Raw genomic sequence first — 15,990 nt, 5'->3', positions numbered from 1 at the left:
ACTCTTAAGGTTTGGACTAATAAGGTGTAAATTCTAACACGATTTATTAGGACTTATTCAGCCCTATCGCTTCGTATAACCGCTCTATATCAACAGGTAGATCGGCATGAATTGTCATCAGTTCATCAGTCACTGGATGGGAAAACTGAATCGATCTCGCCATTAATACCAATCGATGAAGGTTGAAATGGTCTCGAAACATACGATTATGACGCCCCTCTCCGTATTTGGTATCGCCAATAATGGGGTGAAGATGGTGCTTCATGTGACGGCGAATTTGGTGCTTACGCCCTGTGTGCGGGAAACAGGCTACAAGGCTGTAGCGGGATGTTGAGTAGCGCCCAACCGGAATATCCAGCTCAGTTTGCGCGATGACTTCAAAGTCGGTTACCGCCTCTTTGGCCTCTTTATCCTGGCTTGCTAGGGGATCTGCATATTTATCGTATTTGGGCACCAATGCATGATCAATTCTGCCCTGGGGTTCACTAAACCACCCTCTTACAAGACACTCGTACTCTTTTTTTACACCTCTGGCCTGAAACTGCTCTTGCATTGTTTTCGATGACTCAAGCTCTTTACCAACCAACATAACCCCACTAGTTGCCCTATCAAGTCGGTGGATAGTATGCAGCTTTTCAGCATTAAAGTGCTCTTTCAGCAGGCCCATTAAGGTGGGTTCATCAGGCTTTGTAATCCAACTCGGATGAACCAATAAACCCGAGGGTTTATCTACTGCTATAAGATAGTCATCTTCGAAGAGTATAGAGAGTTGCATGTCGGTTTCCTTGTGTTGCCGCCATGATACCTATTCGTGAAAAAAACCACAGTGGGAGTTTCTAAATATATTTTTGTTGCGGTGCACAAAAAGGTTTGACAGTTAGCAAAAACCACAATATATTGACCCTATGGTGCAGTGCACAATAAATTAAATTAGGAGTATGACTCATGATGAACGAACTAAAAGATAGCATGAAGCCAATGATGGCGATTGCTGAGATCAACAAGAAGACTGCTGAAGCCCTAATTGGTCTTCAATCATCTTATGTAACAGAGGTTGTTAACGCATCTCTTTCACAGATGAAATCTCTAACTGAAGTTAAAGATCCAAAAGCAGCTCTAGAACTTCAAGTTAAATACTTGAAAGAAGCTGAAGCTAAAATGACTGAAGTTGCTGAGAAAGAGATCGCAGCACTTGCAGCCGCTAAAGCTGAATTGACTGAACTGATGGAACAGAGTGTAGAAGATTACGCTTCAGCTCCAATGTTCGAAGAACTAAAAAAGTTCATGTCTGCTAAAGCATAATGAGCAACTAAACATCACTGCACTTTGCATAGCAGAATGCTGTGATTTTAAAAAAGAGAGCTACGGCTCTCTTTTTTGTCTCTTAACGGCACTTAGGCGACATCTAAGATCCAGCTGCACGGCGACTGTTTATCTCATGAAGTGCATCTAGTAGAGCGGATTTAGATACTGGCTTGGGAATGACATAATCCGCTCCCTCAGCTAGAAATTGATCGGTTTCAATTCCAACAACGGCAGCTGTGACAGCGATGATAGGAGTCTCCGATGACCATGATCGAATCTTTCTAGTTAGCTCGTGACCGTTCATCTCGGGCATCATCAAGTCAGTGATTACGAGATCAAACTTTTCTGGTGAGTATGCAGCGAGGGCAAGCCTTCCATTTTCGTAGGCACTAACCTCTGCTCCCTCTTTAGTCAGCATATTTATCGTAAGCATTCGAAGCATTCGATCATCTTCAGCAAGTAGGATACGCATATTGGAGAGGCCTGCACGCTGTGTCTGTGTCTGTGCCTGTGCCTGTGCCTCAGAGTTAACTGCCTTGACGGGGAACGTGAGCTCAAAACAAGCGCCACCGTACTCGCTCGCCGAATAAGCGAGCGTACCACCCATCTGCTCTGCGAAATTCTTGACGATAAACAAGCCTAACCCTGAACCCTCTTGATTCGTACCGCCTCGCCTGAAAGCATCGAACACTTTATTTTTCAGTGTATCTGGGATGCCCGTGCCGTTATCCTCGACCCTGACGCGACAGATTACCTCGTTATTTTTGTTGACCTGATGCTCGTACTTAACGTGAACCTCAGATCCACCAGAGTGTAATGCGGCGTTTTTAACTAGGTTGGTAACACACTGTCGAAACTGCTGTGACCGGATCTCGAATAATTGACCTTTGGATTGCGCGGACTCGATATGCAGGGAGAAGCCATTTGCGGCGAGCATAGAACTCATCGGTGAGAGCGCACGCTTCAGAATTTCGACTGGGTCTGCTAACTCTAATTTGGCAACCAAAGCACGTTCGGGCGCCACCACAATTCGCAGATCCTCAAGAACATTCAAAAGATTTTCAGCGATACTTTTTATCTGGGCGACTTTATCGTTTGGTTGCATGTCGGCGTTATCAGCAACCATAGATATTATCGATACCGGTGTGCGCAGCTCGTGGCCAATTATGGCAAACATCTCTTTTTGGCGCTCATTGTTCGCTCGCTGATGCGCTAACAAGTCGACAGTCTGGTCACGGTCATGCAGACGATAGGCAAGGAGAACGGAGAACAAGGTGGCCTCAAGCAAGCTTCCAACAGCGTAGGCTGATTGAAATTCGAACGGTAGGACTCCGTTTCCGCCCATCAAGGCCAGAACCGTTCCACCCACAAAGGCCGTCCAACCCGCGAAAACCAACTTACTGTAAGGTTTACGTTTAACCAGCGAAACAATCACTTGTGCGCTGAGTAGCAATAAGTTGAGTGGAACGGACAAACTCATCAACGACTGATAGGCAGCCGCGGGTCCGTAGAGCACAAGGGGGATTAGGCTTGCAATGGTGCAAATAGCTATGCCCGAGCGGACAAACTTATCTCGTAGCTGATTGAAAAGAGAGGCGAGAAAAAGCGTTCCGCAAATCAAACCTAAAGCGCCGCTAACTGCGGCGAAGTGCCTGCCTAAAGGAATTAATTGAATCTCTATGGCCTGCGTGCAGAGCATGAACGAGACAAACACTACATACAACCAATGTAACGCCTGTCTAATGATAATCGCTGAGGCTATGTTGTAAGCCAGCAAGATCAAAAGTCCCAGCGTTAGTGCATAGCGAAGATTTTCAAACCTTCCGTTGTCCGCTAGGGCTACATTAAGGGTTTTAACCCCATAAGCCAGCTCAATTTCGAAGGACGATGTGATTTTAAAATGTAGAGTTGCAGAGCGGCCCGCCTCTAACTCAATCGGAAAACTGGGAAGCAGAGTGGGGAGCGGGCGCTCAGCCCTATCGATAGAAAGACCACTTACAGCGGCGTTCTCTAGGACACCGTAGAGCTCTATTTTGGGCAGCAGATGTGACTCGAACTGCACCACCTGCGTCTGCCTCTGCGCGGTCTCGTTTGTCAGATCGACACGGAGCCAAAATACCGACTGACTAAACCCTTTATGGGTATCGGTGGTCTTTACAAAAGAAGCAGGACTTCCAACAACGTCTTCAATACTTCGCGAAGCCGTTGTGTCTTCGAATACCCAGATCGCTTCTTGCGCCCATACGGGAAGTGCTACAAATATTTGAAGCAAACCAACTATCAAGAACCTAATCAACAATGCACATCCGCCAAAATTCTAGCTTCCAGTAACTATAGACCCAAACCTGACATTTAGGAATGATTTTTCAACGCGTGCAGTGGTCATAAATGACCGAGAAGGGTCGGGAACGCCACCTCATTCATTTTCACACCCTGCCACACACTCGGCTCAACCCGTCGTAAATCAATCAACGCTCGCCTGTTCTACACCTGAGCTCTGCAAGTGAATCGAGGTCAATGTATCTATTAGCTTTTCGCTGCTTATAGGCTTTGAGATAACAGCGTTGGCACCAGCCTCAAGCAGTTCGTCAGTCTCGTCACCAACAACGGCGGCCGTTATAGCAACGATGGGGACTGTATGATCGACCTGCCGGATACCTCTAATTAACTCCAAACCGTTCATTTCGGGCATCATTAAGTCCGTTAATACTAGATCAACGGGTTGTGCTAGGAAGCTATCTAGAGCCAGTCTCCCGTTCTCGTAACTTCTGATGGTAGCTCCCTGTTTGGTGATCGTTTTCTCAGTAAGCATTCTCAAAACACGATCATCCTCAGCCAATAGAATACTCATCCCAGAAAGGTTAACCTGTGCCTGTGCCTGTGCCTGTGCCTGTGCCTGTGCCTGTGCCTCAGTATTTGCGGCCTCGGCCTTAAATTGCATACTGAATTGAGCACCACTCGATGCCCTTTCTCGATACTCTAGTTCACCGCCCAACTGCGCTGCCAGCTGCTTCGCAATATATAAGCCTAAACCCGAACCATCCTTGCTGGTGTCGCCACGCCCAAAGGCCGAGAACACCTTAGCAACTTGATTACTTGGAATACCAATCCCGTTATCAGCAACCGCTAACTGGATTTCTAAATGTTCGCCGCAAGACGCAGCCTCAAGGGAAACCCAAACCTTGGAGCCTCCCGAATGGAGGGCTGCATTTTTGACTAGGTTTGTTACCAATTGGCGTAGCGCCTGGTCCTTCAGCCATACCGGTTCAACGCCAACTGGTGCCTGCAAATTAAGCTGAATTTGATTCTCTTTCAGCAACGGTGCCAGAGGCGCAAGTGCGCGCTGTACTATATCAACAGGATTGGCAATCACCGCCTTAGCCTCAATAGCGCGCTCAGGGGCTACAACTGTGCGCAAATCCTCCAGAATGTGAAGCAGGCTGCGTGATATCTCGCGAATACTAGTCAGACGCTCAGCGAGGTCTAGGTCGGTATCATTTAGCACCATGTCAATCGCAGCTACGGGGGTTCGCAGCTCATAACCGATCACGGCAAATAGCTCTTTTTGTTTCTCAGTAGCCGAGCGCAACTGTTCGTTTTTCTCTTGAAGCTCAGTCACATCGAGCCGCGCAAACAACCGCTTAGCTCTACCCTCGCGTTTATATTGGCTCCCCGTAACCACCTGACCCCATACCGGCTTATCACCAGTTTCGAACTGTACACGCGCGGTGTAACTGGCATTATCGCTTGCAAAGGTATTCTTCAAAGCCTGCCTAACCTCGGTCGAGGCAGAGAGACGATGAATCATCTGAACATGATCAAATGGCTGATTCCTTGGAATCAATTTGTGCTGGCCAGCTACCAATTGGGCAGTGCCCGATTCGATATCCAGCTCAAACAGCACAATTTCAGCGGTCGCTAGCAACAGATCCGTCTCACGCTGTGCCGCCTCAATCCGCGAGTTCTTTGCCTCCAGATCGCTGACCAGTGCGCTACGTGCTACAAGGTAATTAAGCTTTTCCCGATAGCCCGCAGCAACGCGTCGACGTAAATAGAGCGAGTAAGCGCCTAGCCCTACAAGCATTCCGAACACTGTAGCTGCCTCGTACCGGTACGCCTCCCATAATGTTGGCGTCAACGGTCGACTGAGCTCAACATCCGATGGCAGGTCGCCCTTTGTGAAACCGTGCCTTGATAGCGCTTCGCCATCATAAAGGGCTGGGTGATTGAGGAGACTGGGATCTCCGCCCAGGGCAGCAGTCCCGAGCGTCTCTCCCAAGCCAAGAACCGAGAAGAGCTTTCCGCCTAAAATGCCAGTACCCATCAATACCGAAACTGTAGAGAGGACCGGAACGCTAAGCTGTGCGACTAACCGCTGCATCTCACCAATAGGCTGAAGACCCCATTCAATTGGAGAGAATCTGGGGACTGCAATAACGATACTGTCAGATCCAATCGAGTTAAGCCGCTGCTCCAACTGCTTACCATTTTGATCATGCAGTATCTCAACATTAAGAGATCTGCTTGCTAGGACTGCTTTTAGAGCGTCAAATCCGGCAGCACCCACCGGATCTCTGGAACTTCCCAGCAAATATACAGTTTCTGGTTTAGTCAGACGAAGAGCTTCGTCAACGAATGACGATGGGGAAAATAGGTAATCGACATAAACTAGGTCAGACTGAACCTCTGTGGCGCGCCCAGCAAGGTTGTCGGTGACTTTGGTCACATTCTTGAGCAGATTGGGATGCATTTCAGCCAACTGCCGAGCGATATGACCAAAAAAGATGACACCCTGAAGATCCGTATCACGATATTTGCTCTGTAGATACTCAGCGGTCTCTTCCAATGGAAAAGATGTATGACGCAAGGCATCCAAGTTCTCCACGTACAATTGCCGCCCCTTGTTTTCGGTCGCAATCGAACGCTCTACACCGCTAATTAACTGCGTTGTGAACGGATCAGGCCCAAGCGTATTCACCAACAGAATGCCGGATGGTTTCTCTCCTGCGTTAGCCAGTGAGGCTGCCGAAAACAACCATAGAAATGTGGCCCAAATAGCACTCAGAAAAAACTTTGGTGAACTCATAAGCAATGTTAAACCCGCAAACTCATTAGCAAAACGCAACGCATATTGCATTGCATATTTCAATAAATTAGCGCTCAGCACGAGTTTTCTTAGAAATATGGCTGACGCTTGTACGCCACAGTGACAAGCAAGAATTGGGCCACCTTTAGACATTAATGTCACATATGTAGCTTGGCCTGATCAATGGCTGGCTAACTCTGAAAAGACCGAAGCAGGAATGAGCCCCCGAACTGCTTGCAGACAATCAAGCACTCCATGTGGTGAATCTAAGTGTACTAACCCCCACGTTAGCCCATAAACAAGACTACACAGAGGCCTCGGAGTGGATTGGAAATGACCGAGAAGGGTCGTTAATTGCCAGCCAGACTTAATGCACCAATAGTGGTGCATGAACGCGTGCATATCGTTCTATCGAATTTTGTTGGCTGTGCAAAGCTGTTTGGTAAGCTAATAGGCGCAGTGAGCTTCGTTTAATGGCTCTTAACGAGTAGTTACCCTTATCACTAAGAATGGCGATCTCTTTAGACATTGCCTCTTTAAGATCCTTAGCGTCCATCATCAGCGTTTCTAGTTCGAAGCTTGCTAAGTAATTTGAATCGTTTTGTGAAAGTTGCATATCAATCCCCTTATTATTGTTGGTGCGATTGATTAGGTTAAGCAAATGGCGTGCCAACTTTTGCAAAATAAAAAACCCGGCAAAAGCCGGGTTTTCAAATCAAACATCAATTAAGCATGTTTCTTCCAATGGTAGTGGTAGTAGACCACCGGAATTACGACTAAGGTCAGTATGGTTGATACCATCAAACCGAAGATCAATGAAACTGCAAGACCACCGAAGATTGGATCGTCAATGATAAAGAAGCCACCCATCATCGCAGCGACTGCGGTCAGTGCAATGGGTAACGAGCGAACTGCAGCCGCATTAATCGTTGCTTCTTGGAAGCTCATGCCCTCTTTCACTTGTTGCTGAATGAAATCCACCAGGAGTATGGAGTTGCGGACAATGATGCCAGCGAGTGCGATCATTCCGATCATAGAGGGCGCTGTGAACTGCTGTCCCAATATCGCATGACCAGGCATGATTCCGATAATCGTTAAAGGAATCGGAGCCATAATGATCAATGGAATACCGTATGAACGGAACTGAGCAACGACCAGTAGGTAGATCATGATCAGACCGACTGAGTAGGCAATACCCATGTCACGGAAGGTCTCAAAAGTGATCTGCCATTCGCCATCCCACTTCAAGCTCCACTCATAGGGATCAGAAGGTTCTGAGAAGAAGAAACGATCAATAGGATTACCACTGGGTGCGACGTCATCCAGCTTCGATTCAATCTCAAACAGACCATAGAGCGGGCTATCAGTATCACCTGCCACATCACCGGTGACATAAACAACAGGCAGTAGATCTTTATGGTAAACACTCTGCTCTACTTGCGTATCGATACGCTGAGTAACATCAGCTAAAGAGACCAAGGTGCCTTTATCTGATCGAACTTGAATAGACTCAATCTTAGCGATGTTTGCCTTATCTTGGTCACCCAGCTTAAGCGTTAATGGCACGGGAACGCGTGAGTGGTCATCATGCAGGTATCCCAGGCTTTCACCGCGGATCGCACTGTTTAGTGCCGCAACAATGGTCGCATCTGCTACACCAAAGTGCGCGGCACGAACGCGATCAATCGTGAAGATCTCTTTAGTCTGTTGGGCTTCAATGCTGTCATCGACATCGACTACCCCTTCGGTAGACTCAAATTGCGCGCGAACTTGTTTGGCTAGGTCAATTTGACCCTGCTTATCCAGACCATAGATCTCTGCCACTAGAGGTGCCATAACCGGAGGCCCTGGCGGCATCTCAACGACCTTCACGTTGGCGTTGAATTGCTTAGCCGTGTCGGCAAGCAGAGCACGTGCTTCAAGCGCTATTTCGTGACTCTTACGATCACGTAACGCCTTATCACTGAGGTTCACTTGAATGTCACCCATATGAGGTGCTGAACGCAGGTAGTACTGACGAACTAAGCCATTGAAGTTAATCGGCGAGGCAGACCCTGAGTAGATTTGGAAATCTTTCAGTTCAGGAAGTGCCTGTAGATCATCTGCCAACTCAGTTAAGACACGCTGCGTCTGCTCTAGAGAAGTTCCCTCTGGCATATCAACGATGACCTGGAACTCACTCTTGTTATCGAAGGGCAGCATCTTAAGAATGACCGACTGATTAACAACCAAGTAGACGGATCCACCGATCATCGCCAGAATCGATACCAGCAATAGGTAGCGGTTTAACGCCCCTTTACCCTGACGCAGCATCGGTGTCAGTAGCTTAACAAATAGACCTTTGAAGCGAGATTCAGAGTGGCCATGGTCCGCTGAATGACCTGTTTCAACATGACGTCTAAACAGCTTCAAAAAGAGCCAAGGGGTCAAGATGAAGGCGACGGCTAGTGAGATCAGCATACCTGTTGAGGCGTTGATCGGAATCGGCAACATGTAAGGGCCCATCAAGCCGCTGACAAAGGCCATAGGCAGTAGGGCTGCAATGACAGTAAAGGTTGCCAATATTGTTGGGCCACCCACTTCATCGACTGCAAGGGGAATCGCTTCACGTAGTGATTTAACACCCATCGACATATGACGGTGTATGTTTTCTACAACGACAATGGCATCGTCAACCAAAATGCCGATCGAGAAGATCAACGCAAATAGCGACACTCGGTTAAGGGTAAAGCCCCATGCCCATGAGGCAAAGAGTGTAATAGCCAAGGTGACGATAACGGCAATGCCCACCACAATAGCTTCACGAACACCCAGTGCAAATAGCACTAGGACGATGACCGACAGCGTAGCGAAAATCAGCTTTTTGATTAGGGTTTGCGCCTTATCATCAGCTGTCTCACCATAGTTACGTGTAATGGTTGTATCAATATTATCTGGTACATAGATGCCTTGAATCGCATCAAATCGTTTGATCAATGCATCCGCGACTTCAACCGCGTTTTCACCCGGTTTCTTGGCAACTGCTATGGTGATCGCAGGTGTAACAGCAGTTTGCTCTGCAGCCGCTTGACCAGTACCAAAAGAGACGTATTGATTCGGTTGTTCTGGAGCATCGTAGATATTAGCAATGTCGCGAAGGTAAACCGGTGCGCCATTTCGAACGTTTATCACTAGGTTTTTAACCTCTGAGACATCCTGAAGTAGTTGACCTGCTTGAACTCGAATGGCGCTGTTCGCTTTGACGCGATCACCAGTATCGGCTGTCACATTAGCGTATTGCAACTTAGCGCGAACATCATCCAAAGTAACCGAGAGTGCCGCCATCTTGACTGGATCGAAGTCGATCTGAATGGCACGGTTAGCGCCGCCAATCACAGTGATATCGCGGGTTCCTTCAACTCGCTGAAGCTCAGACTGAATCGTATGAGCGACGTTCAATAGATCGGCACTGCTAACTGATTCATCACGACTCCATAAGGTCGCAGCTAGAACTGGTACATCATCAATGCCCTTAGGTTTGATGACCGGTTCACCAATACCCATATTCGGCGGGAAGATATCTCTGTTCGAGTAGAAGGCGTTATAGAGACGGACAATCGCATCGGTTCTTGGCTCGCCGACCTCAAAACGAACCGTCAACAGCGCCATGCCTGGGCTGGAAACAGAGTAGATGTTTTTGACGCCACTGATCTCTGACACCACCTGCTCTGCAGATGTGGTGATAAGCGACTCTACTTCAGCAACACTTGCGCCTGGAAAAGGAATCATCACGTTGGCAAAGGTGACGTTGATCTGTGGTTCCTCCTCACGCGGTGTCACCAGCGCGGCAAAAAGACCTAGCAGAAGACCCACGATCGCCAGTAGCGGGGTAATTTCAGTCGTTAAAAAACTCTTGGCAATTCGTCCCGATATGCCCAGTGTTTGAGTGTCATTACTCTGCACGATTCGCCTCCTTATAAATTGAGGCCGCTTTAATAGGATCAAGTGCTACGGTTTCGCCCTCTGCGAGACCAGAGATAATTTCTACCTGTTCACCAGCAGTTTGACCGGTTCTGATGTATCTAAATTGGAGGGCTGAATCGCCTGAAGCCACATAAACACCTTCCACTTCACCACGAGTCGCTATAGATGACTTAGGCAGAGTCAGCACAGGCTCTTCATCAATGGTAAATTGAACACGTGCTAACTCACCTGGAAGCGGCATTTGAGCAGGGTCACCCGCTGGTAACGTTAGAAGCAGTGTAAAGGTATGACTTAGTGGATCGGCTGTCGGAATTAAGCGTTGATCGACAGGTTCTACAACCTGATCACCCAACACAACATTAACAAACTGACTCTGTTTGGCATCGACCAGGTTGGCTTGCGGGATTTGAACTCGAACACGTAATCTATCCAGTGCAATCCCCTCTATCAATGGTGTACCTGGTTGTACCGTCTCCCCTTCAGAAACTAGCTTGTTAACCACTACACCTGAATAGGGCGCGATTACCTCAGTGTAATCAAAACGAGCACGGGCATTAGAAACCTGAGCTTTTGCTGCATCGAGTCTTGCTTTGGCTGCATCACGTTGTTGGCGAGCGCTGTCTACAGGCGCGATCGCGACCAATTTGCGCTCAAACAGTGCGGTTAAACGATCCAATTGACGAGTAGCTTCATCAAAAGCGGTTTGTGCTTCATTGAGAGAAGCTCTTGCAGCATCCAGCCCTGCGCGCTGTTCACTCTGTGTTAGGCGAGCTATCACACTGCCCTGCTCAACAAAATCGCCATAATCAAAAGGTAATTCTAGAATTCGACCAGAAGTTTGTGCGGCAACAATAGCTCGATTAACCGCTTCCACAGTCCCGTCGAATTCGACCTTGATCGGTTGCTGAATAATTTTGGTCTCAGTAAACGCTAGCTCTTGGGCTGAAGCCAGTTGCGTTAGTGAAATGGTTGTCACTAGGGTGCACGCGGTCACTGCTAGGTTAACGGCCTTTCTGATCTGCATATCAAACACTCTATTCGTTTATAAGGGTTAAGTTCCGGTAATAATATATTAGGCAAAACTAATATAAAAGATTTTTTAATATTTTCTGTACTTTCTGAATGCCCTGCTACACTGAATGAAATTCAATCTATTAACAGAGATTATGAAAGTACTGATTGCCGACGACGATAAAGTCTTAAGAATGCTGATGGAGCGCCAACTTGAGGGTTGGGGCTTTGACGTAATGACCGCGCAGGATGGTGAAGAGGCATTTGAAATTCTGACAACAGAAGCAGAACCTCCACGTATGCTCGTTCTTGATTGGGAGATGCCCAATCTGGATGGCATAGAGCTTTGTCGTAAAATCAGAGCGCTTGAGAGTAATGACCCACCCTACATTGTGTTGGTCACTGCACACTCCGATCAAGAGCACTTGGCAACTGCACTGCAAGCCGGAGCTAACGACTACATCAGCAAACCTACTAAACCCGTTGAGTTGCGCGCACGACTGGGCGTTGGTTTACGAACTTTAGAGCTGCAAAATCGACTCAATATTGCCAATGAGATGCTCGCCTACAAGGCAGAGCATGATGAGCTGACCGGTTTGCAAAATCGCGCCTCTCTGATCGAGCATCTTGATAATGAAATTGAACGAACTAAACGAACCGGTGAGCCATTAGCACTGGCCATTTGCGATATCGACTTTTTTAAACGGGTAAACGATACCTATGGACACCCCGTTGGCGACAGAGTGCTTAAAGAGTTTGCTGATCGAATGAAAGAGACATTTAGACCCTATGATCTAGTGTCACGATACGGCGGTGAAGAGTTTGTTGTCTGCTGTACGGCGCTTGAATCAGATCCTAAAGCGATTTTCGAGCGATTCAGAGAGGTGATTGAATCAACGCCCTTCTTAGAGAGCGATCTTTCTTTAGGAGTAACCGTCAGTGTCGGAATTGCGACCTTTGATGGCATCAGCACAATGACAACAAAAGAGATCATGCTGGGGCTGATCAGCGATAGTGACAAAGCACTTTACGCAGCCAAACACTCAGGCCGAAATCAGGTCGTGATGTATGATTCTGTAATACACTCTGACTCTGAAAAATCTGAAGAAGCCCTTACCGATGGCCAGATTTGCTAAACAGTGCATCCCCCATCTGATCAATCGTCATTTTTGCTTTGTTCATGGTGACCTCTACACAGATCTCTTTTGATGCCATGCTGTCAGCACGAATAAACGGCTGTTCCAACCATTGGCCATCAATCTCCTTGGAGATCATGCCACCCACACCATAGCCGCCATCCACTTTTCTCGGTTTGACTGAAACCTTGAACCCTTTGTATTCAAACTCCGAAGCCACCGGCTCTTCAACAGGGTCTGAACGGAGAAGTTTTTTTATAAACTCAATCACTTGGATACCTCTACAGGGGTGACGACCCCCTCAAATTGGATTAAACGTTTAGATAACTCAGAGAGAGCCTCTCTGTCTCGTCCTGTGGTCAGTATCTCTAATTTACCCGCTTGATTGGAGAGAGAGAGTAATTTCTGTTCAGTTAAACGACGTTTAACTTCGAGCGCGATCGATTCCGATGTGTCGATCACCTTAACTGGATGACTGAACAACTCGCTGATCTCTTTCTCAACAAATCCATAATGCGTACATCCAAGCGCTAAGGTATCAATATCGGCTGCTTCAAACTGATCAATATAAGTGGTTAGTAGTGTGCTGAGTTGTTGATTGGTGGTGTTTGGGTTTTCAATTAATTCGACCAATCCAGGGCAGCCAAGTGCTGTAATCGACTCTGCTTGCTGTTTAAGCTGGGAGACCAATCGTTGGAACTTCTGACTCTCTACCGTGTATTGAGTTGCCAGAACGCCAACGCGTTTTGACTGACTCATCTTAATGGCAGGCTTTAGTCCGGGTTCAACACCAATGATCGGTAAGGAGAATAGCTCTCTGCACTCGTGAACAGCAGCAGCGGTTGCTGTATTACACGCGATCACAATCGCCTTGGCGCCCTTCTCAATGAGGTAAGAGACGATCTGAACCACCCTCTCACGGATCACTGCATCGCTCTTATCACCATAGGGTGCATAGCCACTGTCAGCGATATACAGGTAGGACTCATTGGGTAGGTTGTTAAGGCAAGCGGATAAGATACTTAACCCGCCCACTCCTGAATCAAAGACTCCAATCGGAGCGTGTTCATATGGATTCATTAATCGTCAAATACAGATCTAAAGTTACGAATAAGTTTAACGCAGAATGATATGAGATGGTCAGAATAATTATTTTTGTGCAATGCACAAAAAAGTGTTGATTGTTTTTTAGTCAATGTCTAATATGGCGTCAAATGTTGCAGTGCAACAAACTTTTTAGATAGAAACTTAAAGACCTCGGAGGTCACCATGTACAACGAAATGATGAACCAGTTCAAAGCACAGATGGCTCCTTTCACTAAAGCAGCTGAAATCAACAAACAAACTGCTGAAAAACTATTCGGCATGCAGCAAACTGTTGCTACAGAGATGCTAAACCGTGGTCTTGAGCATGTTAAAGCATTGACTGAATCAAAAGAGCCAAAAGCTGCTCTAGAACTTCAGGTTGCTTTCTTTAAAGAGATGGAAGCAAAACTAAACACTGTTGCTGAAGAAGAGATCTCTGCTCTAATGGCTGCAAAAGCTGAACTGACTGAAATCTTCGAAAAGTCTACTCAAGAGATGACAGAAGAAGCGATGGCTCAGTTCTCTAAGTTCGACCTAGCGAAATTCGATCTAGCACAGTTCGACCTTTCTAAATTCGACATGAAAAACTTTGATCTTTCAAACTTCATGCCTTCAGTTGAAGCGGCTAAACCAGCTGCAAAAACAACTCGTAAAGCGGCTGCTCCAAAAGCAACTGCTTAATCGATCAGTCGATACAAAAAAGCCGCTTGAGATACCTCAAGCGGCTTTTTTAGTTTTAGAGATTAGCTTGTTAAATTAGCTAAGCTGAGCTTTTGCCCACTCAACCACCACTGCTTCACCCTCATCCAAGTGAGGCTCGAGTTCGGACAAGCTTTCAACTAGTGCGGAAACAGTCGGTTTAACGATGTTGAGATGACCTACCTTACGACCAGGACGGATCTCTTTACCATACCAGTGCACATGAGCGCCCTGTACCGCCAGCCACTCTGCTTTCCAGTCTCGTCCAAGCAAGTTATACATCATAGAGACACCACGAAACTCAGGGGTGATCAAAGGTAAACCAGCAAGCGCTCTTAGGTGCAATTCAAACTGACTGACACTAGCACCCTCTTGGCTCCAGTGTCCGGAGTTATGGACACGTGGCGCTAACTCATTAACCAATAATTCACCATCGACAACAAAACACTCCATCGCCATGACGCCGATGTAGTCAAAGTCATCCATGATCGATCCCAGCCAACCTTCAGCACTTGCTTGCATCGCAGGGTCATTATCTAACCCAGGAATACTCGCACGCAAAATGCCGTCTTGATGCCAGTTACGCGTCAATGGGTAGAAGACCTTCTCACCCTGTGCATTTCGTGCGCCAACTAACGACACCTCATGTGAGAACGGGATCATCGCTTCAGCGATGGCAATGCCATCCCATTCAGCAAGAATCTCATCACCCTGCGTCCAGCGCCATTGACCACGCCCATCGTAACCACCCATACGAGCCTTTACGACGGCACGCTCACCCAGAGAGGATAGCGACTCGGCAATGGATGCATCGGCACTGTTTAAATCAACCCAAGGGGCCGTTGGGACATTAAGGCGATCTAAGGTCGATTTCTGACGAAAACGATCAATGACCTGATATAGAGCCGCATCGTTGCGAAAGTTTGGGTGAGATTTAAGCTGATTACCGACAGGGTTCTCAGGCCAGTGCTCAATCTCTACCGAGATAACGTCGTCGTCATTCAACTCGACCAGTTGATCACCTATCGGGTGAATAGGTTGTACTTCAAGCTGCAGGGGTGCACCTGCTTGCTGAAGCATTTGACCTAGTTGACCATTACCGGCAATGACAATACGTGGCAACTGCATGCTTAACCTCGTGGATCTGGATTATCTAGAACCGTTTGGCTCTGTTCATTACGCCAATTTTGCAGACGAACGGCGAGCTCTGCATCGGTTGTTGCTAGCATCTGAGAGGCCAGTAGCGCGGCATTAAATGCACCTGCTCCACCGATAGCCAGGGTTCCAACAGGAATACCACGTGGCATCTGAACAATGGATAGAAGACTGTCTTGGCCGCTCAATGCCTTGCTCTGCACAGGCACACCCAGCACAGGCACAATGGTTTTAGCAGCAATCATACCTGGGAGGTGAGCCGCACCACCAGCACCGGCAATAATAACTTTGATGCCATTGTCGGCAGCTTGTTCAGCAAAGCGGAACATCTTATCTGGGGTGCGATGTGCCGATACCACTTCAGCGGTGTACTCGACACCCAGTACATCTAGCATCTTGGCGGCTTCTTCCATGGTTGGCCAGTCTGATTTAGACCCCATAACTATTGCAACGCGGGCGCTCATTCATTTCTCCATATCGAGTTTGATCTCGAAAAATAGGCAGTCGGTATCGACAAAAAAATAAGCGTGAAATTATAGCAAGAAAGAG

At 47.4% G+C, this 15,990-nt stretch carries 12 protein-coding genes and 1 pseudogene; 3 read left to right on the top strand and 10 right to left on the bottom strand.

All coding sequences use genetic code 11. The features are described 5' to 3' along the window. Positions 1 to 46: 46 nt before the first annotated feature. A pseudogene (locus tag XMG48_RS04750) lies at positions 47 to 778 on the bottom strand (RluA family pseudouridine synthase); the annotation flags it as partial. Positions 779 to 945: 167 nt separating this feature from the next. Between XMG48_RS04750 and XMG48_RS04745 the strand changes: the two are divergent. Then, entirely contained in the window at positions 946 to 1,302 is a 357-nt protein-coding gene (locus XMG48_RS04745) for a phasin family protein (RefSeq protein ID WP_173480918.1), read from the top strand. A gap of 103 nt (positions 1,303 to 1,405) precedes the next feature. On the opposite strand, the gene XMG48_RS04740 is transcribed toward XMG48_RS04745, so the two are convergent. The 5 genes from XMG48_RS04740 to XMG48_RS04720 form a co-directional block, all read right to left on the bottom strand. Beyond that, positions 1,406 to 3,577 carry a response regulator gene (locus XMG48_RS04740; RefSeq protein WP_173480917.1) on the bottom strand — a complete coding sequence of 724 codons (2,172 nt, stop codon included), beginning with the start codon at positions 3,575 to 3,577 and terminating at the stop codon, positions 1,406 to 1,408. A gap of 192 nt (positions 3,578 to 3,769) precedes the next feature. Further along, positions 3,770 to 6,544, bottom strand: a complete 2,775-nt coding sequence (locus XMG48_RS04735) for a hybrid sensor histidine kinase/response regulator (protein WP_173480916.1) — start codon at positions 6,542 to 6,544, stop codon at positions 3,770 to 3,772. Positions 6,545 to 6,758: 214 nt separating this feature from the next. Then, a complete protein-coding gene (locus XMG48_RS04730; protein ID WP_173480915.1) occupies positions 6,759 to 7,007 on the bottom strand; it encodes a hypothetical protein in 249 nt (82 codons plus the stop codon). Positions 7,008 to 7,117: 110 nt separating this feature from the next. Then, complete coding sequence (locus XMG48_RS04725; RefSeq protein ID WP_173480914.1) at positions 7,118 to 10,333, bottom strand: efflux RND transporter permease subunit; 3,216 nt, start codon at positions 10,331 to 10,333, stop codon at positions 7,118 to 7,120. After that, entirely contained in the window at positions 10,323 to 11,378 is a 1,056-nt protein-coding gene (locus tag XMG48_RS04720) for an efflux RND transporter periplasmic adaptor subunit (RefSeq protein WP_173480913.1), read from the bottom strand. The genes XMG48_RS04725 and XMG48_RS04720 overlap by 11 nt, the downstream gene beginning before the upstream one ends. A 142-nt stretch (positions 11,379 to 11,520) precedes the next feature. On the opposite strand from XMG48_RS04720, the gene XMG48_RS04715 reads away from it, so the two are divergent. After that, on the top strand, positions 11,521 to 12,501 hold the full coding sequence (locus XMG48_RS04715) for a diguanylate cyclase (RefSeq protein ID WP_173480912.1): 981 nt from the start codon (positions 11,521 to 11,523) through the stop codon (positions 12,499 to 12,501). On the opposite strand, the gene XMG48_RS04710 is transcribed toward XMG48_RS04715, so the two are convergent. Both XMG48_RS04710 and murI read right to left on the bottom strand, forming a co-directional pair. Beyond that, positions 12,479 to 12,772: an HlyU family transcriptional regulator gene (locus XMG48_RS04710; RefSeq protein ID WP_173480911.1), complete on the bottom strand. Its 294-nt coding sequence runs from the start codon at positions 12,770 to 12,772 to the stop codon at positions 12,479 to 12,481. The genes XMG48_RS04715 and XMG48_RS04710 overlap by 23 nt on opposite strands. Continuing rightward, on the bottom strand, positions 12,769 to 13,581 hold the full coding sequence (gene murI, locus XMG48_RS04705; RefSeq protein ID WP_173480910.1) for a glutamate racemase: 813 nt from the start codon (positions 13,579 to 13,581) through the stop codon (positions 12,769 to 12,771). The genes XMG48_RS04710 and murI overlap by 4 nt, the downstream gene beginning before the upstream one ends. A gap of 189 nt (positions 13,582 to 13,770) precedes the next feature. Between murI and XMG48_RS04700 the strand changes: the two genes are divergently transcribed. Next, the gene (locus tag XMG48_RS04700; RefSeq protein WP_173480909.1) at positions 13,771 to 14,268 is read left to right on the top strand and encodes a phasin family protein; all 498 of its coding nucleotides are present in this window, start codon (positions 13,771 to 13,773) and stop codon (positions 14,266 to 14,268) included. 75 nt (positions 14,269 to 14,343) lie between these two features. On the opposite strand, the gene purK is transcribed toward XMG48_RS04700, so the two are convergent. Both purK and purE read right to left on the bottom strand, forming a co-directional pair. Beyond that, on the bottom strand, positions 14,344 to 15,414 hold the full coding sequence (gene purK / locus XMG48_RS04695) for a 5-(carboxyamino)imidazole ribonucleotide synthase (RefSeq protein ID WP_217363821.1): 1,071 nt from the start codon (positions 15,412 to 15,414) through the stop codon (positions 14,344 to 14,346). A gap of 2 nt (positions 15,415 to 15,416) precedes the next feature. After that, positions 15,417 to 15,905, bottom strand: a complete 489-nt coding sequence (purE, locus tag XMG48_RS04690) for a 5-(carboxyamino)imidazole ribonucleotide mutase (RefSeq protein ID WP_173480908.1) — start codon at positions 15,903 to 15,905, stop codon at positions 15,417 to 15,419. Positions 15,906 to 15,990: the final 85 nt, after the last annotated feature.

Origin of the sequence: Marinobacterium sp. xm-g-48 (assembly GCF_013282925.1) — a bacterium.
Taxonomy (GTDB): Bacteria; Pseudomonadota; Gammaproteobacteria; order Pseudomonadales; family Balneatricaceae; genus Marinobacterium_E.
This window is presented reverse-complemented; position numbering and strand designations above follow the sequence as displayed.